The sequence below is a fragment of the Actinomyces sp. Marseille-P3109 genome (assembly GCF_900323545.1).
Lineage (GTDB): Bacteria > Actinomycetota > Actinomycetes > Actinomycetales > Actinomycetaceae > Actinomyces.
In genome coordinates, this window is the sequence record NZ_OOHN01000008.1 from 2272685 (window position 1) to 2294226 (window position 21542).

The following is a 21542-nucleotide window of genomic DNA, read 5'->3' on the forward strand; positions in this document are numbered from 1 at the left end:
ACAATGGCGACAGAACTGAACGCCGCAAAGAATTTGCGCAGAAGTCCTTCATGTCCGCGTCGCGAACATATTGATTCGAGGGACATGCCGATGTGATTCCGATCATGAGGGACGGGAGCGCCGAGGCGCGCCACAAACTTGACTGCTGAGAAATGTAGAACTCTCACAGCCGTCCCGATACCCGAGAAGCCCCTCGGGAAACAACAATCGCGCATCATTGCGCGACGCGACCACTTTTCCCTGAAATACCGCCGATCAACCCGTGTCGCAGTTGCGCATCATTGATGGTGGTGAGGTCACGATGATTAAGAGGAGGCAGCAAACATAAACCGCCAGTCTCAAAAAAGGAGTTTACCTACCGCACATTCACCGTAAGTCGACGTCTTTTCGAGATTCTTTCGGTGCGCAATTCTCATCCGATAGTGAGGAAGCCCCCGGCTAAAAGGCGCCGGGTCGCCTCAATCATCTCCGCGCGCAGTCCGACGGCGTCCTCCCCGGTCAGCGCGGCGACCGCGGAGGCGATCTGGCCCACGCTCAGCTCGCCGTCGGCCACCCCGGCCAGGGCGGCCACGGCGGTACTGGCCCGGATCGTGCGCCCCAGCCCGCCGCCCTGTCGCAGCAGGATGACCGTGGGCTCGGCGGCGCCCGGGATGAAGTGACGCTCCTCGGTGACGTCGGGGGCGAGGATCGGGTGAAGGGCGGCGACGGCGTCGTCGTCGAGACCGGCGAGCCGCTCCCGGACCGCCAGGACGTCGGCGATGTGGGGACCCAGGACCCCTTGACCGGTGGTGGACACCTCCTCCAGGAGGTGCCAGGGCTCACGGGGCCGCTGCGGGCGGTGGACGATGAGGTAGCCGAAGCCGATCCCCTCGACGCCACGAGCCTCGAAGTCGCCGACCCAGGCCCCCAGGGCGGCCTCGAAGCCGGCGGCGTCGCGCTCGGGGGTCAGGCCGCCGTCGCGCAGCCACATGGTCGCGTACTCGACCGGGTCCTGGACCTCGCGCTCGATGACCCAGGCGTCGAGGCCCTCGGGGATCCAGGCGGCGACGGCGTTGCGCCAGGAGGAGACCGCGGCGCCGGGGTCGGTCGTGGAGTCACCAGCGAGGTCACTGGCCGAGTCGGGGGCATCGCCGCGTCCGAGGGAGGCGTGGCGGTGCTCCCAGTTGCCGAGCATGACGGCGCTGCCCCCGGGCTCGAGGTGCTCGCCCAGCCCGGCGACGAGGGTGGGCAGGACGGGGCCTCCGGCGTCGCGGTACTCCATGAGGGGCAGACCGGCCTCGCGCACCGTGGGCGGGGTGAGGACGAAGGGCGGGTTGGAGACGATGAGGTCGAAGCGGCCGCCGGCCACCGGCTGAAGGAGGGAGCCGAGCCGGAGCTCCAGGCGGGCGGTCCCGACGGCGGAGCCAGAAGCACCGGCGGCGTCAAGGTCGACAGGGGCATCGGCGGCAGTGGCGGCGTCGACAACGGCAGTGATGCCGGCCAGGGCGGCGTTGAAGGCGGTGAAGGCCAGGGCGCGTGCGGAGATGTCGGTGGCGACGACGTGCTGGGCGTGGCGCAGCAGATAGAGGGTCTGGATGCCGCAGCCGCAGCCCAGGTCAAGGGCGGTGCGCACCGGCGTGCGCGGGGTGAGGCCGGCCAGGGTGAGACCGGCGCCGCCGATGCCCAGGACGTGGTCGGGGGCCAGGGGCCGACCGGTGACGAGGCCGCCCAGGTCGGAGGCCACCCACCAGCGGACCTCACCGGCGTCGTCAACGGCCTCGTGGGGGCGCAGGTCGACGCGGGCGCTGACGCACCCGGTCTCATCGGGCTCGCCGACCAGGCCGATCCGGCGGGCGCCGGACACTCCGGTGCGGGGCAGGGCGGCGTCGAGCGCACCAGTCGGGACCGGTTCACCGAGCATGAACAGCGCGGTCAGGACGGCTACGGGCCAGGAAGGCGCGGAATCGGAGCCTTCGGCCAGGGCGGCGCGCACGGCCCGCAGGGCGGGCAGGCGGATCTCCCGGCGCAGTGCGGCGTCGGCCGCCTCGCCCAGGAGCGCGGCCACCGCCTCCACGCCCCAGCCGGCCTCGGTCAGGTCCGCCCGCAGGTCCGCCGCCTGCTCGTCGGTGACGGCGGGAGGCGGGAAGGACGACCGGCATGACGGCGTCGTAGACGACCACGCAGAGTCGGCCCGGTTGTCGGAGTGGGTGCTCGCGGAGCTCATGGCCCCGACCGTAACGCGGGAGACCCGAAGCACTCGGCGCCCCGCCGGAGGGGGCCCGGCGGGGCGCCCACCGGCTCACAGAAGCCGGGAGGCGAGCTCGGCGTACTGGCGGGTCTTGACCTCGACGTCGTCGATGTAGCTGACGAGCATGACTTCCTCCGTGCCGTGGTTCTCGGCGAAGGAGGACAGGGTGTGGGCGACCTCGTCGTAGGTGCCCACGATGATGGCGGTGTCGCGCTCGAGGTAGCGCTCGATCTCGGCGCGGTAGGCGGCGTCGAGGGTGGCCGGGTCCCGGAAGCGCATGGGGCGGCCGGTGCGCAGGCTGAAGCGGGCGTCGGCGGCCACGAGGGCCTGCTCGCGGGCCTCCTCACGGGTGGCGGCGGCGCTGACGCACAGGGCGGAGAAGGTCCGGCCGCCGTGGATGGAGCCGTGGCCGGCGCCGCCGCGGTGGGGCACGCCGTCACCGCGGATCCCCGGGTTCTCGGGGAGGTGGGCGCGGTAGTGGTTCATGATCTCGACCTGCTGGCGACCGGTGAAGAACTGGGCGTAGGCGTAGTTGAGGTCGTGGGCGCCGGCCCAGGCGGCCGACTGGCCCGAGGATCCCAGGAGCCAGACCTCCGGCATCTCGGCCGGTCGGGGGCGCACCTCGATGGAGGCGTAGTGGTGGGAGGCCGGCAGATCGTCGCGCAGGAGGGCGACCGTCTCCTCAATGAGGGTGTTGATGGCGTCGGGGTCGATGACGCGGCCCTGGTTGAGGGCGCCCGCCGCGCGCATGTCCCCGCCGGGGGCGCGTCCCAGGCCCATGTCGACGCGGCCGGGGTGGAGAGCGGCCAGGGTGGCGAAGCGCTCGGCCATCTGGAGTGAGCCGTAGTGCATGGCCATGACGCCGCCCGAGCCCACGCGGATGCGGCTGGTGGCGTCCAGGACGTGCATCATGAGCAGGTCGGGCGCGGAGGACAGGAAGGATCCGGTGCTGTGGTGCTCGGCCAACCAGAAGCGGTGGTACCCGGACTCCTCCAGGCCGCGCCCCAGGACGACGAGGTCCTCCAGGGTCTGGCGAACATCGCCCCCTTCGAAGAGGGGGACCTGCTCAAGGGCGCTGAGGCGGCTGAGGCGAGTGCTCATGACTACTCCTGAACTGGTGTGAAGGTGCGGGGTGGTGCGTGGAGGTGGATGACGGTGACCGCCGGTCAGCCCGGTCAACGCCGGCAGGCAACCGCTCATTCCGCGCGGGGCCCGCGCCGTGAGACACGCATCCGAGTCCAAACCGCACCGGTCCCGGTTGGGGACGTACTTCCCGCGTGAGAACTGCGTTCTGCTGCAGACGACTGGGGCGAGGACGCAGTCATCCTGGATGGAAGCACGTCCCCGGCACGAAACGCAGTCCCCAAGACGGGTGCGCGGCCGGCCCGCACGGCCGCTGGTACGGCGGAGTCCCGGTGGGCTCGTGCAGCCGGGACCGGCCGACGTCACCACGACGTCACCAGATAAGGCATACCTTCTTAAACATAGGACAAGTTTTAGTTGCGCTTATGGACTTCGCGTCTTACGGTTGGACTGACCGAGCCACCCGGCACCAGCACCGCATCGGCTCGCACCCACTCGCACTATGTCGCGCCGCGATCCAGCATGATTCAGGAGGCACCCATGGCCGTTCTCACCATCGGAGACCAGTTCCCCGCCTACGAGCTCACCGCCGTCGTCCCCGGCAACCTCAAGGAGGTTGAGGCCACCAAGCCCGAGGACTACTTCACCACCATCTCCTCCCAGGTTCCCGCCGGCACCTGGCGCGTTGTCTTCTTCTGGCCCAAGGACTTCACCTTCGTGTGCCCCACCGAGATCGCGGCCTTCGGCGACCTCTACCAGGACTTCAAGGACCGCGACTGCGAGGTCGTGGGCGTCTCCGTGGACAACGAGTACACCCACTACGCCTGGCGCCGCAGCCACGACAAGCTCCAGGACCTGCCCTTCCCGATGGCCAGCGACCTGAACCGCGAGCTCACCGAGGCTCTCGGCATCAAGCGCGCCACCGGTGAGGCCGACCGCGCCACCTTCATCATCGACCCCCACAACGTCATCCAGTCGGTCTCCGTGACCGCCGACTCCGTGGGCCGTAACACCGAGGAGGTCCTGCGCCAGCTCGACGCCCTCCAGTCCGACGAGCTGTGCGCCTGCAACTGGCAGGCCGGCGCCGCCACCATCGACGCCCTGGGCCAGATGGGCTGACGGGCGCAGGCCGTCCCGTCCGCTTCCTCCGTCCTTCACTTCCTTCACCCGCACGACGAAACGAGAACACATGAGCATCGACAACCTGCGCTCCGCCCTGCCCGAGTGGGCCAAGGACCTCTCCCTGAACCTGTCCACGCTGTCCCGCTCCTCCTCGCTGACCGAGCAGCAGCAGTGGGGCACCTTCGTGGCCGCGGCCGCCGCCACCCGCAACGAGTCCGTCCTGGTCCAGGTCATGGAGGACGCGCGTGCCCACCTGTCCGAGGAGGCGGTCAGCGCCGCCCTGGGCGCCGCCTCCATCATGGCGATGAACAACGTCGCCTACCGCACGCGCCACTTCCTGGGCTCGGCCTACGACAACGAGCGCATGGGCCTGCGCATGAACATCATCGGCAGCTCCGGTNATCGACAACCTGCGCTCCGCCCTGCCCGAGTGGGCCAAGGACCTCTCCCTGAACCTGTCCACGCTGTCCCGCTCCTCCTCGCTGACCGAGCAGCAGCAGTGGGGCACCTTCGTGGCCGCGGCCGCCGTCGTTGCCCGGTAGCGGTGCTCAGCTGCGGGGGTCGGCGTCGATGGCGCCCTGGACGTCCTCGAAGAGCAGGTTGGAGATCTCGACCTGGACCATCTCGACCTGGGGGACGTCGTGCAGGAGGAGCGGGTCGTCCGCGGAGGTCTGCAGGGCCAGCGTCCCGCAGCCGAAGAAGCGATCGGTGACGCCCTTGTCGAGCTGGATGTCGGAGATCCGGGTCAGCGGCAGGTCGTGGCCGACCCGGTTGAAGACGCCCGAGCGGGTGATGATGCGCTTGGTGGTGACCGTGTAGGTATGGGTGTACCACTGCAGCCACGGCACGAGCAGCAGGGGAACGCTCAAGGCGAGGACCGCCACCCAGATCGCCAGGACGCCCCACGGCTGCCAGCTGGCCGGAGCCATGACGGAGCCGACGACGCCGACCACCAGCAGGAGGATCTCGACGACGACCCGCCACAGGAGGACCTTGATGTGGGTGTGCATGTGCCGCACCACGACCTCGTCGCGGCTCAGGAGCTTCTTCGACAGTGCCATGGCCCCATCGTGCCAGGTTGCCGGGGATTTGCGCACCCGTACGGTTGGGATGCGGCGGAAGGCCGGCCCTCAGCCGGTGAGCATGCCCATGCCGACCGAGGCGACGACCGGGGCGATCCCCAGGATGACGAAGGCGGGCAGGTGGCAGGCGCCCAGCGGCAGAACGAGGCGGACCGCGAGGCGCTCGGCGGCCTCCTCGTCGCGGGCGCGCCGCCCCACGCGCAGGCTGGTGGCCGTCGCCGCCAGGAGGGCGACCGGCGAGGCCCCGTCCTCCCAGCCGGGACGCAGGCAGGCCTCCAGGCGGGTGCGCCGACGTCGCCACTGCTCGTCGTCGGGCGCCTCCCAGGCCTCCTCCCACGAGGCGCCCAGCAGGAGGGCTCGGCCCACGACACCGGAGCCCTCCTCCTGAAGGGCCCGCCCCAGGGAGGTGAGCACCCCGGGAACCGAGGCTCCGGCGTTCAGGGCGGCTGCGGCCAGGTCCAGGACGAGGGCCTCGTCGACGACATCCCCCTCCGCCGTCGCGGCCCGCACGAGGCGCCTGGTGGCCAGGTGGCCCACGATCATGAGCACGACGCCGAGAGCCCCCAGAGCGCTTCCGGCTCCACCATCGAGCAGCAGGGCCGCGGGGTCGGCGCCCACGAGCGTCCCCAGCCCCAGGCCCACCACGGGCAGGCAGGCCAGGAGGCGGGCCGTGGTGCGAGGGCCTGCCAGGGCCGCCCGGCGGGAGGACTCGGCGCGGCCTGACTCGGCGACGCCACCGGCCACGGCCTCGAGGATGTCGGCCAGGGGTGCTCCCAAGGTGGTCGACAGCCGGCAGGAGGCGATGGCGCCCGGCACCCCGGCGGCGGTGGCTCGCCGCTGCCGGGCCCGCGCACCCCTCGGGGGCGGGTGCCATCGCAGGCGGCCCTCCCTCCAGCGGGGCAGCCAGGAGTCGTGCTGGAGGTCCGCGAGCGCGTGCAGCGCGGGTGGGACGCCGTCGTCGTCTGGCTCGGTGCCCGCGGTGAGGCCGGCGCGCTGGAGGGTGCGGCTCCAGGCCCGCTGAGGGACGGCGCCGGCGCGCAGGAGACTGGCGACCTCGGTGAGTAGCAGGCCGAGGTCCGGCTCGGGCGGTCCGGCTCGACGCGAACGCAGGGTGCTCAGTGCCTCCCGCGCTGCCGGCGTGCTCGTGCCGGTCGGCGAGGTGCCCGCGGTCCAGCCGCGTGGGAGCCCGCGGCGCGCCGGCAGCAGGAGCACGGCGGTGGCCAGGGCGACCAGGACCGCCGCGATCCAGGCACCCGCCCCCGGCGGGCCGGCCACCGGGTCGGCCGCTGAGCCGACCGTCGTGAGGGCCGGGGGTGCGGTTGCGGCCATGAGGGAGGTCGGCCCCGCCATGCCGGTCATTACCGTCACACCAGTCATTCAGGCCTCCCCTCCCCCGGAGCCGGCCGGCATGCCATGTCCGAGGCGAGAGAAGGCCTGCGGACCGAGTCGGGCTCGCAGCGCCGGCTCAGCCGGGCCGGGGCGCAGGCGGCCATCGTCATCCATGCTGAGCGCCTCCTCGCAGACCAGGACCGCTCCGACCGGCGTCGCCTCGCGCCGCAGCACGCCGATGGAGGCGACGTACCGGCGCGCTCCGGAGGTACCCGCCTGCCGGCGCAGGTGGACGACGGCGTCGAGCGCACTGGCTGCCTGGGCGGCTACGGCCGCCTCGTCGAGTCCCGCAAGCGCACCCAGGGCGGTGAGGCGGGCGGGGACGTCGCCCGGCGAGTTGGCGTGGAGAGTGGCCCAGCCGCCCTCGTGGCCGGTGTTGAGGGCGGTCAGGACGTCGCGCACCTCGGGGCCGCGGCACTCCCCCAGGACGATCCGGTCGGGCCGCATGCGCAGGGCGGTGCGCACCAGGGAGGTCATGGAGACCGCCCCGATCCCTTGGACGTTGGCGCCGCGTTCCTGAAGGTGGACGACGTGGGGGTGCTCGGGGCGCAGCTCGGCGGCCTCCTCGATGCACACGATGCGCTCGCTGTGCGGGACGAGCCCGAGCAGGGCCGCCAGGAGGGTGGTCTTGCCGGTTCCGGTGGCACCGGTGACCAGGCAGCTGGCGCGGCGGGTCACGAGGGCGGTCAGGACGTCGTCGAGGCCGGGGGCGATGGTGCCGGCGCCGGTGAGCTCGGCCAGGGTGAAGCCGCGGCGGCGCTTGGTGCGCAGGCTGATGAGGGTGCCGTCGGCGCTCAGGGGTGGCAGGACCGCGTTGAGGCGGGTGCCGTCGGGCAGGGTGGCGTCGACGACGGGGCAGGCGTCGTCGAGGCGCTTGTGGGCGGAGGCGGCCATGCGCACGGCCAGGGCCCGCACCTGGGGCTCATCCATGGAGGCGTCGGGGACGGGCTCGAGGCCGTGGCCCCGGTCGATCCAGGTGCGCCCGCCGCTGACGAGGACGTCGGTGACGCCGTCGGTCTCGATGAGGGGCTGCAGGAGCGGCCCGGCGCCCTCGACGTCGGCGCGAACCCGCTGACCGAGGCGGGCCATGCCCAGCCGGCCGGTGGTGGGGTCGGCGGCGCCGCTCAGGGCCTCGTCCAGGTCGGCACCGCGTGCCAGGGCGCTGCGCACTCGGGCGAGCTCGGGGCTGCCGGCGCCCGGGGCCCGGTGAGGCCCAGCGGCTCCGGGGAGATCGGGGTTCACGGTCGCCATGACTGACTCCCCCACCACCCTGCAGTGCACCCGGCAGAGTGCCCGGTGACGTGCTCAGCGGACTGCTCCCCGTCCCGTTCCCCGGCCTGCTCTGCGTCCGGTTCTCCGGTCCGTCCTCGGGCTTGTCCCATGGTGACCGGGGCCGGTTCGGACACCTTGGGGGCGAGGCCCCAGGCCAGCAGCTCTCGGGTCAGGGCCGTGGCGGCGCGCCTGGTGGCCGAGCGGGCCCGGACCGGATCCTCCCCCAGGGCGAGGCGCTTGACCAGGACCCGGTCGGTGGGGACCCGCCCCAGGACCGGGCAGCCGGTGATGAGCTCGAGGTCCTCGGTGGCGACGTCCTCACCCGCCTGGCGCACCACGAGCCACACCGATGAGCCCGGACCGGCCGTTTCGACGGCGTCGGGCTGCGGGCCCCGCAGCCGCAGGGCCACGCTCTCCGCGGCGACGGCCGAGCGCAGGTCGAGCCCGGTCAGGAGCAGGACCCGGGCTCCCGGCGGCGCAGGCGCGCCCCGGGGCAGGTCCACCAGGACGACGTCGTGCTCGGCGCGCATCGCCTCGAGAACCGCGTCCGCGCAGGGCAGCGGCCCGCCGCGGACGTCACCGGTGAGCACCGGCATGGCGTGCCACGCGGGCAGGGCCCCGACCAGGTGCCCGGGCCGGAAGGCCGACTCCTCGGCAGGAAGGTCCGCCCAGCGCAGTCCGGTCAGCACGGTCTCCCCGCACAGGAGGTCCAGGCCACCGGCGGGGTCCAGGTCCATCATCGCCACCCGCCGGCCGGCTCGGCTCAGCGCCCACGCCAGGTGAAGCAGTAGGACGCTGGTCCCCAGGCCCCCGCGAGCACCGGTGACGGCCAGGACCTGGGCCGCCCGATGTCTCCCCCGGGATGTCTCCCACAGCTCCGCCGGTGCTGACGGCGACGCGGGATCCTCCGAGTCCCCCACAGACCCGGAGGCCTCATCCGCAGCCGGCACCGCAGCCCTCTCGACGGGCGGCCAGGGCCCACCGGCCTCGGGTCTCAGCGGCGGGAAGGAGACGTCACCTGCGTCCCAGCCCGCCGGCGGCGCGGTCGGTTCCGCCAGAAGCCCTACGGCCTTTGCCCTTGTCTCCATGACCTCCGTGTCCTCTGCTTCGCGCAGCAGCGTCTCCGGGATCTTTTCCCGCGTCCTCCCCGGCATCTGCGTCGTCTCCATCGCGCCTCCTTCAACCCGGTGTGCAGCGGCGTCTCAACGCCCGTCCCGCTCACCAGGGTGCGGTCCCCTGCCCGACGGCGCCCACCAGCGTCATCGGGTCTGTGGAAACGGGGTGCAGATCGGGGCTTGTGGCCCCGCGCGCCCCGCAGCCGACCGCCACACGCGACGCCGCGGCGTCCCGGAGACCCTTCGACGACGTCGCGCGAGGCTGAGGGCTCACACGCCTGACACCGCGGCCCGCCTCGTGATGAGATGGACCCATGAGCGCGCCGTCCCGCGCAAGCGACCCCTCCCAGCCGACAGCGGCGTCACCGGCGACGTCACCGACGATCTCGCCGGCTGTCTCCGCCGTGTCCGTCACGTCCACTGCGCCCACCACAGGATCCACCACTGGGTCCAACGCCGGGTCCACCACTGCGCCCGCCGCCCCTCCCCCACCCGCAGGCCAGCGCGCCGCGGCCTACTTCGATCTGGACAAGACGATCCTGGCGACGTCGTCGACCTGGGCGCTGGGCAGCCCGATGCGGCGCAGCGGCCTCATCTCCTCACGGGCGCTGGCCCACGGGCTCATCGCCCAGCTCCCCTACCTCCTGGTGGGCGCCGGCACCCGGCATTCAACCAGCCTCATGGAGCGCCTGGCCCTCATGTCCACCGGCATCAGCCGACGCGACCTGGTCGACGTCGTCGAGGGCGCCCTGACCACGGTGATCGAGCCGGCCGTCTACGCCGAGGCCCTCGACCTCATCGAGGCCCACCACCGGGCCGGGCACGACGTCGTGGTCGTCTCGGCCTCCATCAGCGAGATGGTCGCCCCCATCGCTCGCCTCGTGGGGGCCGACCGCGCCATCGCCACCCACATGGAGGTGGGCGAGGACGGCCTGTTCACCGGGCGGATCGCCCGCTCCATGCTGCACTCGGAGAAGGTGGTCGCGCTGCGTGAGGACGCCGCCGCCCACGGCATCGACCCGGCCCGGTCCTGGGCCTACTCCGACTCCATCTCCGATGAGCCGATGCTCGGCGCCGTCGGCCACCCCGTCGCCGTCAACCCCGACCGGGACCTGCGGCGCCTGGCCCAGGAACGGGACTGGCCGGTGCGAGACTTCGCCCGCCCGGTGCGGCTGCGGCCGCGTTGGGAGCCGGCGCACCTGTCGACCCGGGCCGTCCTGGTAGCCGGTGCGGCCGGCGTCCTCGCCGTCGGGGGCGCCGCCGCCTGGCTGGTCGCCCGCCATGGCGGGCAGGGCGGACGCGGAGCCTGAATCGTCCGCCCGGACTCACCCGGCGCGCCAGGTGCCCGCCTGGACGGCCCGGCACAGGCGCTGGGCCTCCTGCACCCCCGCGAGCACCGCCTCGGCCTGCCACACCACCCAGGCCACGACGCCCTCCATCGTGCCCAGGACGTAGGTGCCGGCGGCATCGGCGTAGGCCGCCGGCACCTGCCCGGGATACAGGTCGCTGACCGCTGTGCCCGTCGGCTCGACCCCGTCGCGCACGAGCAGGTGGCGCACGAGCAGTCGGCCGACCGCGGCGTTTCCGGCCGTGAAGGGCCGCGCCGCCAGCATCTCGGCGTGGACGATGGCGGCCCGCACCAGCGCCGGCGCCTGCTCCGCCTCGATGAGCTCCACCAGGCCCGCCAGCCGCTCGGCCAGCTCCTCGCCCTGCGGCGCCCGTCCCGGGCCGCCCTCGCGGGAACGCATCTGCCCGGCGCGCGGGGCGCCCACCTCCTCGAGCCCGATCAGTCCGCCTGCCGCCAAGGGGCCGACGACGTCGCGGTGCAGCGCGGCCAGCAGTGCACGTGCTGGCGGCACCGCGGGCCGTCCCCGCCCCACCAGGTCCGGCATCCATCCGACCAGGCGGGTCCCGGCGCGCCACAGCCCGGCGACAGCATCCAGGCCCGGGTCGCCCGTGGCGGCCTCGGTCAGGGAGGCGGAGGCCACGTGCTCACGCAGCACCTCGGCGGAGACCACTGCCCCCTCAACGCCTCCCGAGGCGATGGCGCCCCGGATCGCGGCCTCGGCGCGGGCCTCACGCCACCGACGTCGCAGCGCCTCGTTCCAGCGCAGCTCGGCGCAGGCCTCGCGCACCGCCGTCTCAGCGGCGCGCACCCGCTCGTCGGCGGCCACTGCCCGCAGCGCCTCCACCACAGGGGACACCGGCACCCCGGAGGCGCCCGCGCCGGCCGGCACCTCGGGACCGCTCTGCCCGCCCGCGCCGTCGTCGACCGGCCGTCCATTCGACCGCCCGGTCGACACGCCGGGCCGACTCGCCGCCCCGGTCGTCCCAGCCATGTCACGCCGCTTCGGCGCCCCGGCCGCGGACGGCCCGATCCCTACAGACATTCGCACCACGCGCCCACTGTGGCACATCACGGCCGCTCGGAGACAACGGCGGCCGGCTCGACACTCGACGGCCGTCAGTGACGGATCAGCGGTGCGTAGCAGCCCCGGACCCCGACGAAACCGACACGGGCTGGGCGCACCCCCTAGACTCGATCAAGTGAGTGACTCCCCCTCCCATAACATTCCGGGCTCAGCCCCACCGCCCTCGGCACCGGGCGCGTCGGGACAACCGCCTCGCAGTCGCAGACCCGACTACGTGCTCACCGCTGTCGTCGGGGTCATCTTCGCCCTGAGTGTCTCCGTCCTGCTGGGCCTGGCCGCCACCGCTCCCGCCCCGGAGTCCGTCCTGCGCACGTCCTTGCTCCTCGGCGCGATCCTGCTGCTCTCCTCCGCCGCCACAGCGCTGTTCGCCGGCCGCTCCTCACTGGGCGCCCTGGTCACCGGGCTGACCGCCCTGGTGGCCCAGTCGGCCGCCTTCATGGCTCCCATCCACGCGTCCTCCCTGCCCTACCCCTGGCTGCAGAAGCTGATCAGCACCGGGTTCGTGCTCATCCTGGCGGCCCTGTGGCTCGGCGGCTCCTGGGGGATGCGCCTGGCCCGCCGCGCCGGCCACGCCCAGGGCCAGGCCGCCTTCCGTCTCACCCAGGCCGACCGGACCGTGGGCTCCACTCCGACCCCACCGCCCTCGCGCCGGCGCGACCACCTCCTGTCCCTGCCGTGGGTCCTGGCCGGGCTGGCGCTGGCCGCCTTCCTCCTGCCCCGCTCCTACCTGCGGGCGGTCGCCCCCGGGATCCAGACCGGTCCGCTGATGCTCGGGGCTGTCCTCGTCTCCGTCATCGCTCTGGCCGCGGCCGGGGCCTCGACGGCGCGCTCCACCCTCGGAGCGCGCGTCACCGGCCCGATTCTCATCCTTCTGGCGGTCCCGGCGCTCAGTGACGATATGATCCCTGGCGGTCATCTGATCTCCAGGCTCCTGCCGTACGGCCCGGACGCCGTCGTGCTCGCCGCCATCGGGATCGAGCTCATGGCGATCGGCTGGGGAGCTCACATGGCCCGCCGCCAGGGCCGCGCCAACGCGCTGGCCCGGTTGCGCTCCGGTGCCTGAGGGCCCATGCCCGCAGTCATGTCCCGGGACGACCGTACCGCCCCTTTCGGCGTCCCCGCCCCTACTACTACCGTGTGCATGCGTAAGGAGACCTCGTGAGCACCGACAACACAGACCGCCCCACCCCGCAGACGCCCCGCACACCCGACGGCATCGCCTCCGCCTCATCCGAGAAGCCCGTCTCCGAGACGGGGACTGCGGCGTCGGGGGCTCGAGCGGGAGAGACGATGGTCAACCTGGCCGATGAGGCTCTCGCCTCCCTGAAGAACCTCGCCAGCAAGGTCTCTCAAGCCTCTGGGCCGGTCCCCTCCGCAACGGCCCCCGAGCCGGCCACACCGGTGACGGCGACGACATCGGACAGCGCCGCCGACGGCACCGAGGACCGCGACGTCGACACCGTGAACATCCGTACTCAGACGGGCGGGCGTGCCACCGACGGACCCGAGACCACCGCCGAGGTCGCCGATACGGCCGATGAAGCAGCTGACGAAGCAGCCGTCGAGCCCTCCGACCAGGAGGCTCCGGCGTCGGCGGTCTCGCAGGAGCCGCCGGTGGGCACCTTTCCGGTCGGCCGTCCCGCCCAGGACCCGCTGCGCCCGGACGACTCCTCGCCCCGCCCCGTGGTCACTCAGGCGGCGCCGACGCCGTCCGAGCACTCCGAGCAGGACGGGGAGACGGTCGTGAGGACCGCCATCGACCACGAGGAGACCGACAGCGCGGTGAGCCCCGACATGCCGCCGTCGATTCCGCCGTCGTCGGCTCCGGGCGAGTCGGCCGCCACTTCCGCAGCCCCGGAGGCCCGCACGGCCCCCGCGGCTTCTACGGTCCCTGCGACCGCCGACTCCGGCTCGGCCGGATTCTCCTCCCTGTCCTCGGCCAGTACCGCCGAGGACCCCGCGGACCCCGCGGAGCCGGTTCGCCAGGAGGACTCCGTGTCCACCGCGGAGACGTCGTCGTCCCCCGAGCAGTCTGTGGATGAGGACGAGCCGCCGGCCGCTGCCGGCGCAGTGAGCGCCACGGGCGCGGAGACGGGTGCAGAGACAGGTACGGTGACAGGTACGGTGACAGGCACGGTGACGGCCGCGATCGCGGGCGCAGCGGCTGCCACAGCCGCAGGCTCAGCGGTGAACGCCTCCTCGGCCGGTACCGCCGAGGACCCTGCGGAGCCTGCGGACGTCTCGGACGAGCCCGAGGATCAGGAGACGACGGCCACGACGCCATCGGCGGCGTCCGCCCCGGCGAGGACGAACGACGTCGATGACGATCCCGAGGCAGACGTTCGGGAGGAGACTCAGCAGGCCGCAGGCCCTGAGGTCCCTGCTCCACGGACACAGCAGTCGAGCTCGGGGACCGTCACCTCCGACGCCCCTACCTCCGACGAGGGCGTCGCTCACGCCACCACGGTCGAGGCAGCCACCGCCGGCGGGGCAGCCGCATCGGCATCATCCGCGTCGACCGCGGCGTCGGCGTCATCGGCGGCCTCGACGACGGCAGCATCGGCAGTGTCGGCAGTGTCGGCCGTGTCGGCTGCTTCAGCGACCGGTTCGGCGCCATCGGCTCCCTCCGCCGCCAGAGCCGCAAGGGCAGCGGCTGTTCCGGTGACGGCCGCCAAGGCCAGCACCGCCAGCACCGTCGGTGCTGCTCGCCCCACCAGCACCACCAGCGACAGGGCCGCCGGAGCTCCCGGTACCGACGGATCCGTCGCCGCTGATGGGCAGCCGGAGAGCCACCCCTTGACAGCACCGGCCGTCTCATCGGCGGCCTCCCCCGCGGGTGCGTCGTCGGCCCAGCCGGTTGCCGGGCCGTCGGCATCCTCAGCGGCCTCACCGGCGGAACCGACGCCGGACACGACGAGTTCGCCCAAGCCGGCCGAGCCTGTCGCCGACAGGCCGGTCGACAACCGCCCCTCGGCCCCCGCCTGGCCGGCCACCCCGGCAGCCCAGCTGGCTCGGACCAGCTCGGCGGCCAGCGCCTCCACGGCGCGCTCGGCCGAGTCGACCTCCTCCGTGCGTTCCGCTTCCCCCACCGCCAGCGCCTCACCTGCCGGCTTCTCGACGAACAGGCCCGCCTCGGCCCCCTCCTCGACCGCCTCGGCCCCCTCCTCGAGGCTTCCCGGATACCGCCCGGAGGCCTCCGCCGGCACCCCGGCCACCACCGCAGCCGAGGCCGCCTCCGAGCCCACGGCCAAGGCCACGGCCACGTCGGTCACGTCGTCGGCCGCGTCACCGGCGTCCGGAACGGCCGCCACTGCCGCGGCCACGACAGCGCCGTCCGCATCGGCCTCGGCGCCGTCATCGCCGCAGACCGCTGCGACGCCCCAGGCCTTCCGCCCCGCCCCCGCCTCTCAGAGCGCACCGACCGCCCGGCCGGCGGCGGCAGCCGGAGCCTCCTCCGCCACAGCGTCCGAGCGGGTCCCGGCATCGAGCTCCGCATCCGCCGCGGCGCCGTCGGAGCTCTCCTCGCAGCAGTCCCCCGTCTGGCCCTCGACCTCGACCGCCCGGGGCCTCTCGGCGGCCGCGGACGCCCTGGAGAGCGATGACCCCGAGGAGCGCGGCCGTTCGCGCGCCCGGCAGGCCGCCGCGGCCATGACCGGCTCGGCCGAGGACGACGACAGCATCCTTCTCAAGGGCGCCAGCGTGCTGACCACCTCGAGCTCGCGCGCCGAGACCCACTGGGCCGGGGTGCTCATCGCCATCGTCCTGTTCCCGGTGGCCTGGTTCCTCGTGCACGACGGCGCCGCCACCCTGACCGGCGGCAACCCCTCGGCCTGGCCGGCCGCCGCCTCCCCGATGGGCGCCCTGGAGATCCTGGGTGGGACCGCGGCCTGTGCCGCCGCCCTGTTCATGATCTCGCGCTCCTCTTTGGGGGCCTTCGTCGTCGGCGCCATCAGCACGGTCATCGGCCTGCCCTTCGTCCTCATGCCGGGCGTCGCCCAGTCGGTCCTGGGCCCGACCGTCGACCGGCTTCAGGCCCACTCCGACCTGGGGCACGCCCTGTCCACCTACGTCATGGACGACGGCCTGTCCGGTCGCTTCATCCTCATGGGCGTACTCACGATCATGGTCGCGGTCGTCGCCCACCTGGCACGCCGGGCCGGTCAGCACGAGCAGGAGACCGACGACCGCGACAGCCGTGACTGAGCCCGACGCCGCCCGGCCTTCCTCCGGGGCGCCCTCGCGGCAGGCTCCACAGACGGCCCCACGGATGCAGACGGCCCGCGACGCCGCCCGTGACGCGGTGCCCGTCGTCGTCGGTTACGTGACCCTGGGGCTGGCCGCCGGGATGCTGCTGGTCGCCGAGGGGCTGTCCTGGTGGTGGGCCCCGGTGTGGAGCCTGGTCATCTACTCCGGCACCATGCAGATGCTGCTGGTGCCGCTGGCCGGCGGCGGCGAGCCACTGGCAACCATCGCCCTGTCCACCGGCTTCGTCTCGGGTCGGCACGTGTTCTACGGCCTGGGCTTCCCCCTGGACCGGGTGCGCGGCGGGGCGCTGACCCGTCTCTACGCCGTCCACGCCATCACCGATGAGGTCTACGCACTCCTGGCGGCCCGTGATCGTCGGGCCATGAGCGGGCGATACCTGGTGGCCGTGGAGGCGATCAGCCAGTCCTCCTGGGTGGCGGGCACGACCATCGGCGCGCTGGCCGGGACGGCGCTGGCCTCCCTGGTGGGCGAGCGCATCGAGCTGCTCGGGTTCGTGCTCACGGCCCTGTTCGTGGTCCTGGCCATTGAGAACTGGCGCAACCACCCCGATACCGGGGTGCTGTGCCTGGGACTGGTGGCCGGCGGGGTCGGCCTGGCGATGGGCGGATCGGCGGCGCTGCTGACCGCGCTGGTGGCACTCGCCGTCGGCCTCGTGGGCCTGTACGCCTGGCGCAGCCGCGGGCGAGGGAGCGAGTCTCCTGCGACGACGGCGGGACATGAGGCCGCCTGATGCTCACCACCCCGCAGATCGCGATCGCCGTCGTGGTCGTCGCCGTCATCACCTTCGCCTGCCGGATCGCCCCCTTCGTGCTGCTGCGCGGACGCAAGGACAGCGCGCTGCTGGCCTTCCTGTCCCGGGCGATGCCCCTGGGCGTCATGATCGTGCTGGTGGCCTACACGCTGGGCGGCGTGAGCCTGGCGCCGTCCACCTGGCTGCCAGCGGTCGGCGGGATCGGGGCGACGGCGGGACTGCACCTGTGGCGGCGCTCGATCGGCCTGTCGCTCATCGGCGGCACCGGCGTCTACGTCGCCCTCAGCCTGCTGCTGGGCTGACCCGGCGCGGTCGGTGTCCGGCCATGTAGAAGACGATGAGGGCCACGTAGGTGACCACGCTCAGCCAGGCACTGACCAGGCCCAGCAGCGCGGCCAGCGCGTACAGCCACGGCCCCATGGCGAAGCGCCGGGTCATGGACCGCACCTCCGCCTCCGTCACCTCAGGCCGCAGGCGCCTCCGGTCCCGGATCACCGTGCGCCACAGGGCGTTGAAGAACAGCCCACCGACCACCATGACCAGCCCGTAGAAGACAGCGCCCGTGCGCTCGTCGTGGCCGGACTCCAGGGAGCGGGTGAGCACCGAGGTGGCGAAGGGCAGGAAGGCGACATCGAGCAGGAGGAAGAGGTTGCAGATGAGCATCCACTGGTCGACGCTGCGCACCCGCACGAAGATGGCGTGATGGTTGAGCCAGACCTGCCCCACCAGCAGGAAGCTGAGCACGAAGCCCACGTAGCCGGGCCACAGGGAGGCCAGGGCGCGCAGGAGGCTCCCGCCCTCGTCGGGCAGCTTGATCTCCAGGCTCAGCAGGGTGATCGCGATGGCGATGACGCCGTCGCTGAAGGCCTCCAGACGCCCGGTCGAGATCAGCCCCGGTCCATCCTCTCCTCCGGTGCCGCCGGCCCCGGCGGCCGCCCCCTCCTCGGGAGCCGGGTCGGCAACGGCGTCCGAGACCGCGACATCCGCGTTCGCGCGCCCGTAGGCGTCGGGGCAGATGCCCTCGGCGAGATCGTCGGCAGAGCCATCACCCGAGTCATGGTGGCGATGGGCAGTCATGCCTTCTCCTTCCATCCGCGATCAGTGGCGACGTTGAACCCGATCGCCATCTCCGGCATGGCTCGGGGAGCCGGACCGCAACCACCGTACTGCCGAGGGGCATTCTGCGCGTGCGGGGACCTTTCCCTGCGGCCGGGGACATCTCACGCGTACGGATGCGGGATTTCTGTCCTCGTACGCGTAGAAGGTCCCCGTGCGTGGTGAGCCGAACCAGTCCGTCCCCGACGGCGCCCGGCACCCCCGTGGGCGGTGCCGGGCGCCGGCCAGTAGGCTGCGACCGTGCCTGTTGACGTCAATCGCCCCGGCCCCTGGACCCACCGCGACCTCACCGCCCGCGGCACCCGTTTCCATGTCGCGCTGGCGGGCCCGGAGGCCCCGACCGGCGCCGGCCCCCTGACCCTCCTGGTCCACGGCTTCCCCGAGTGCTGGTGGACCTGGCGTCACGTCATCCCTGCCCTCGCGCAGGCAGGACACCGCGTGGCGGCTCTCGACCTGCGTGGCTTCGGCGGCTCGGACCGGCCGCCGTCGGGCTATGACCTGGTGACACTGGCCCAGGACCTGGCCGCCGTGGTCCGCTCCCTGGGCCACGAGCGGGCCGTGGTCATCGGAGCGGGGCTCGGCGGCCAGGTCGCCTGGGCGCTGCCGCACGTGGCCCCGGACCTGACGATGGCGATCGTCCCGATCGGCGCCCCCCACCCGCTCGCGCTGCGGTCGCTGCGGGCCCGGGTGCTGTCGGGGCCGGCGCTGCAGTATGCGAGCCTGCAGATCCCGGGCCTGGCCGAGCGGCGCCTGCGCAGCCGCGGCGCCCTGGAGGGTCTGCTGCGCTCCTGGGCCGGGCCTCATACCCGGGAGGCGGTGGCCGAGGAGGCCTCCTACTACGCCGAGCTCCTCTCCCGGCCCGGTGCCGCCCGCAGCGCCCTGGAGCCGCTGCGCAACCTCATGCTGTCCCGGGCGGAGACGGCGGCGCTGGACAAGCCGGTAGCGGTGCCCGTCCTGTCGGTCCAGGGCGAGCTCGACCCCGTCCAGCCCGCCCAGGCCTACGCGCGCGACACCCACCACGTGACCGGAAACCTGCGCCAGGCGACGATCCGCCGCTCCGGCCACTTCCCCCAGGAGGAGGCCCCAGCCGAACTCGTCCGGGTCCTGCTGTCCTTCCTGGCCGACGTCGCCCCGGCCGCCTCCGTCTGACCTTCCGTTCATGCCTTCCCTTCATGCCTCGAGCCGGGCATATTTCGCGTAGCCCTACAGAAATACTGTAGGGCTACGCGAAATATGCCCGGCTCGGCAGGTGCGGTGCGGTGCGACGCCGGCTCACACCGGCTGGCGAAGGTTGTCCATGAGGGGACGGCGGTCGAGCTGGGCGGGCAGCCAGGTGGTCGCCACCGCGAGCACCAGTGAGATCCCGCTGACGAGCGCCAGCAGCCCCACCGGGACCGAGGCGACCAGAACCGCCATCCCGCCCCCGGAGTACAGCGCGGCGTAGACGGCGCTGAAGGCGGTGGCGGCCAGCCCGAAGAGGATGCCGGTGACGGCGTAGATGACGCCCTCCAGCGCGGTGGAGGCCAGGACCGTACGGGTCCGCGCCCCGATGACCCCCAGCAGCGCGCCCTCCTGGCGCCGGGCCCGCCCCACCATGGCGATATTGGCGATCCCCCCGACGCCGGCGATGAGGAAGATCGGCACCCCGACGGTGAGGAACCCGTTGACCGAGCCCTGGGCCCCGGTGGCCTGCCCGGCGCCGACGGCGGCGTAGACGGTTCCGGTCATGGCCACGGCAATGGCGAAGGGAACGATCGTCGTCATCGACAAGGAGGCGCGGTGGCGGGCATTGGCACGGGCGGCGAACCAGGCGGGGCTGCGGCCCGGGATGAGCGCGGTCCACCAGGTCAGCAGCGGCCGCAGGGTCCAGTTCGGCACGCTGAGGGCCGCGATCGCGGCGATGAGCCCCATGGAGCCGCCGACGACCGCGCGCTCCCCAGGGTCGTTGAGGTTGGCACCGGCGGCGACCATCTCCGCCCTCTCCGCCTCGTTGAGAGGCATGGCGCTGTCGAAGGGAACCAGCACCAGGGCCAGGACCAGGACACCGACAATCACCCACTGCCACCACCGGGTCCGAGTCTGCGGGGCAGATGCCTCCCGCAGCGCCTGCATCTCGGGGACCGACGCCGCCCGCCGGGCCGCCCCCGTCCCGCCGAGGACGCAGAAGAGCGTCGTCACGGCGATGGTCAACGGCACCCCGAAGCCCGGCATGATCACCGGGAGATCGTGCGGAAAGCCCTCGAACTCCCGCCAGGTGAGCAGGTAGACGCGGGCCAGCGGCAGCGAGGCCACCGCCCCGAGGAGCCCTCCGAGCAGACCGACAGCCCCGACCTGCGCCAGGATGATGCGGCGGATGCGACTGCCGGGGATGCCCAGGACCTTCCACAGCGCGTGCGAGCGCTGCTGAGCCGAGACGGTCAGTCCCAGCGTTGTGGACAGGATGACGGCGGTGGCCAGCCCCGCGTAGGACACGAGGCTGGAGCCGATGATGTGGGAGGCGTTGACGAGCTCGGCCACGCCCTGGGCCTGGGCCCAGCTCAGGGCGCTGTACCAGGCGATGGTGATGACGCCGATGATGGCTCCGCCGACGGTGGCGACGAGCAGCGACCACAACCACTGGCGGGCGTGGTGGCGCAGGTCGCTCCAGATGAGTGTGACCATGATCTTTTCCGATCCTCTCCGTCTCTTCGCCGTCAGGCGGCGCGTGAGGCGCGGGCCGCGTGGACGAGCTCGGCGATCTGGCGGGCGTCACGGCAGCTGGTCCACTGCACCAGGTGCCCCTGGCTCATGACGGCGACCGCGTCGGCCTTGGCGGCGGCCTCGACGTCGTGGGTCACCATGACCACGGTGGTGCCCTGCTCGGTGAGCCGGCGCAGCCAGTCCAGGACGAGGGCGGCGGAGCTCAGGTCGAGGGCACCGGTGGGCTCGTCGGCGAAGACGATCCGGGGCCGGCTGGCCATGACGCGGGCGATGGCCACGCGCTGGCGCTCCCCGCCGGAGAGCTGGTGGGGCTTGAGGCCGGTGCGGTGAGCGAGCCCGACGGCGTCGAGGGCCGCCCGGGTCTGGGCGTCGCTCAGGGGACGCCCGGCCAGGCGCGAGGGCATGGAGACGTTGTCGGCGGCGCTCAAGGAGGCGATGAGGTTGTACTCCTGGAAGACGAAGCCGACGTGGCGGGCGCGGAACCGGGCGCGCTCGGCCGGCCGCATCCCGGAGGTGACGGTGCCGAGCATGGTCACCTGGCCGTCATTGGGCTCATCGAGCCCAGCCATGCAGTGCAGCAGCGTCGACTTGCCCGATCCGGAGGCTCCGACGACGGCGGTGAAGCTGCCCTCGGGCAGGTCGGCGTCGACGTGGTCCAGGGCGGTGACGCGGGCGTCCTGACGTCCGGGGACCTCGTAGACGCGGGTGAGGCCGCGCAGGCGGATGGCGACCGACGACGCGGCCGGTCCAGGCGGAGACATCACGGGCGGTGTTCCGACCGGCGTCGCTGATGGCGTTGCCGAGGAGGGCGGCACGACCCGAGCGGAGGGGGAGGAGGGGGTGGATGCCTCCAGCCTGGCCGCTCCAACCCTTCCGCCCCATCCGGCCATCTGGCGAATCGGGGGTGGGGCTAGCCCGACATCAGCCCCGGACGCCTCCACCTGACGTCCTCGAGCCGGTCATCTTTCGCGTAGCCCTACAGAAAAA

General features: G+C 73.0%; 17 protein-coding genes and 1 pseudogene. 8 read left to right on the forward strand and 10 right to left on the reverse strand.

Annotated features, from left to right (window positions below):
* Nucleotides 1-412: 412 nt before the first annotated feature.
* Together BQ8008_RS09840 and BQ8008_RS09845 are read right to left on the reverse strand one after the other, a co-directional pair.
* Nucleotides 413-2203 carry a DUF7059 domain-containing protein gene (locus tag BQ8008_RS09840; RefSeq protein WP_108833854.1) on the reverse strand — a complete coding sequence of 597 codons (1791 nt, stop codon included), beginning with the start codon at nucleotides 2201-2203 and terminating at the stop codon, nucleotides 413-415.
* Nucleotides 2204-2278: 75 nt separating this feature from the next.
* On the reverse strand, nucleotides 2279-3328 hold the full coding sequence (locus BQ8008_RS09845; protein WP_108833855.1) for an MsnO8 family LLM class oxidoreductase: 1050 nt from the start codon (nucleotides 3326-3328) through the stop codon (nucleotides 2279-2281).
* A gap of 522 nt (nucleotides 3329-3850) precedes the next feature.
* Between BQ8008_RS09845 and BQ8008_RS09850 the strand changes: the two genes are divergently transcribed.
* Nucleotides 3851-4429, forward strand: a complete 579-nt coding sequence (locus tag BQ8008_RS09850; RefSeq protein ID WP_108833856.1) for a peroxiredoxin — start codon at nucleotides 3851-3853, stop codon at nucleotides 4427-4429.
* 70 nt (nucleotides 4430-4499) lie between these two features.
* Nucleotides 4500-4832: pseudogene (locus BQ8008_RS13995) on the forward strand (alkyl hydroperoxide reductase); the annotation flags it as partial.
* A gap of 148 nt (nucleotides 4833-4980) precedes the next feature.
* On the opposite strand, the gene BQ8008_RS09865 reads toward BQ8008_RS13995, so the two are convergent.
* The 4 genes from BQ8008_RS09865 to BQ8008_RS09880 all read right to left on the reverse strand — a co-directional run bounded on the left by BQ8008_RS09865 (nucleotide 4981) and on the right by BQ8008_RS09880 (nucleotide 9344).
* Nucleotides 4981-5493, reverse strand: a complete 513-nt coding sequence (locus BQ8008_RS09865) for a PH domain-containing protein (RefSeq protein ID WP_108833857.1) — start codon at nucleotides 5491-5493, stop codon at nucleotides 4981-4983.
* Between the two features lie 69 nt (nucleotides 5494-5562).
* The gene (locus tag BQ8008_RS13775; RefSeq protein WP_234415338.1) at nucleotides 5563-6891 is read right to left on the reverse strand and encodes a type II secretion system F family protein; all 1329 of its coding nucleotides are present in this window, start codon (nucleotides 6889-6891) and stop codon (nucleotides 5563-5565) included.
* Nucleotides 6892-8154 (reverse strand): TadA family conjugal transfer-associated ATPase, encoded by a 1263-nt coding sequence (locus tag BQ8008_RS09875; RefSeq protein ID WP_199907973.1) that lies wholly within the window; start codon nucleotides 8152-8154, stop codon nucleotides 6892-6894. It abuts the gene before it with no gap.
* A complete protein-coding gene (locus BQ8008_RS09880; RefSeq protein WP_234415339.1) occupies nucleotides 8142-9344 on the reverse strand; it encodes a cellulose synthase operon protein YhjQ/BcsQ in 1203 nt (400 codons plus the stop codon). Before BQ8008_RS09880 ends, BQ8008_RS09875 begins: the two co-directional genes overlap by 13 nt.
* A 260-nt stretch (nucleotides 9345-9604) precedes the next feature.
* Between BQ8008_RS09880 and BQ8008_RS09885 the strand changes: the two genes are divergently transcribed.
* Nucleotides 9605-10600 carry an HAD family hydrolase gene (locus BQ8008_RS09885; RefSeq protein WP_108833858.1) on the forward strand — a complete coding sequence of 332 codons (996 nt, stop codon included), beginning with the start codon at nucleotides 9605-9607 and terminating at the stop codon, nucleotides 10598-10600.
* A 15-nt stretch (nucleotides 10601-10615) separates the two neighbouring features.
* On the opposite strand, the gene BQ8008_RS09890 is transcribed toward BQ8008_RS09885, so the two are convergent.
* The gene (locus BQ8008_RS09890; RefSeq protein ID WP_108833859.1) at nucleotides 10616-11629 is read right to left on the reverse strand and encodes a Fic family protein; all 1014 of its coding nucleotides are present in this window, start codon (nucleotides 11627-11629) and stop codon (nucleotides 10616-10618) included.
* A gap of 307 nt (nucleotides 11630-11936) precedes the next feature.
* Here BQ8008_RS09890 and BQ8008_RS09895 point away from each other — a divergent pair, with 307 nt between their 5' ends.
* The 4 genes from BQ8008_RS09895 (at nucleotide 11937) to BQ8008_RS09910 (ending at nucleotide 17041) form a co-directional block, all read left to right on the forward strand.
* A complete protein-coding gene (locus tag BQ8008_RS09895; protein ID WP_108833860.1) occupies nucleotides 11937-12785 on the forward strand; it encodes a hypothetical protein in 849 nt (282 codons plus the stop codon).
* A gap of 95 nt (nucleotides 12786-12880) precedes the next feature.
* Nucleotides 12881-15925 carry a hypothetical protein gene (locus BQ8008_RS13925; RefSeq protein ID WP_267896222.1) on the forward strand — a complete coding sequence of 1015 codons (3045 nt, stop codon included), beginning with the start codon at nucleotides 12881-12883 and terminating at the stop codon, nucleotides 15923-15925.
* Nucleotides 15926-15989: 64 nt separating this feature from the next.
* Nucleotides 15990-16718 carry an AzlC family ABC transporter permease gene (locus tag BQ8008_RS09905; RefSeq protein WP_108833861.1) on the forward strand — a complete coding sequence of 243 codons (729 nt, stop codon included), beginning with the start codon at nucleotides 15990-15992 and terminating at the stop codon, nucleotides 16716-16718.
* Nucleotides 16718-17041: a branched-chain amino acid transporter permease gene (locus BQ8008_RS09910; protein ID WP_108833862.1), complete on the forward strand. Its 324-nt coding sequence runs from the start codon at nucleotides 16718-16720 to the stop codon at nucleotides 17039-17041. Before BQ8008_RS09905 ends, BQ8008_RS09910 begins: the two co-directional genes overlap by 1 nt.
* Here BQ8008_RS09910 and BQ8008_RS09915 read toward each other — a convergent pair.
* Entirely contained in the window at nucleotides 17022-17816 is a 795-nt protein-coding gene (locus BQ8008_RS09915) for a TMEM175 family protein (RefSeq protein ID WP_108833863.1), read from the reverse strand. The two genes, BQ8008_RS09910 and BQ8008_RS09915, sit on opposite strands and share 20 nt — an antisense overlap.
* Before the next feature lie 279 nt (nucleotides 17817-18095).
* Here BQ8008_RS09915 and BQ8008_RS09920 point away from each other — a divergent pair, with 279 nt between their 5' ends.
* Nucleotides 18096-19004 (forward strand): alpha/beta fold hydrolase, encoded by a 909-nt coding sequence (locus BQ8008_RS09920; protein WP_108833864.1) that lies wholly within the window; start codon nucleotides 18096-18098, stop codon nucleotides 19002-19004.
* A gap of 123 nt (nucleotides 19005-19127) precedes the next feature.
* Here BQ8008_RS09920 and BQ8008_RS09925 read toward each other — a convergent pair whose 3' ends face one another.
* Together BQ8008_RS09925 and BQ8008_RS09930 are read right to left on the reverse strand one after the other, a co-directional pair.
* The gene (locus tag BQ8008_RS09925; protein WP_108833865.1) at nucleotides 19128-20516 is read right to left on the reverse strand and encodes an FtsX-like permease family protein; all 1389 of its coding nucleotides are present in this window, start codon (nucleotides 20514-20516) and stop codon (nucleotides 19128-19130) included.
* Nucleotides 20517-20548: 32 nt separating this feature from the next.
* Nucleotides 20549-21316 (reverse strand): ABC transporter ATP-binding protein, encoded by a 768-nt coding sequence (locus BQ8008_RS09930; protein WP_108833866.1) that lies wholly within the window; start codon nucleotides 21314-21316, stop codon nucleotides 20549-20551.
* Nucleotides 21317-21542: the final 226 nt, after the last annotated feature.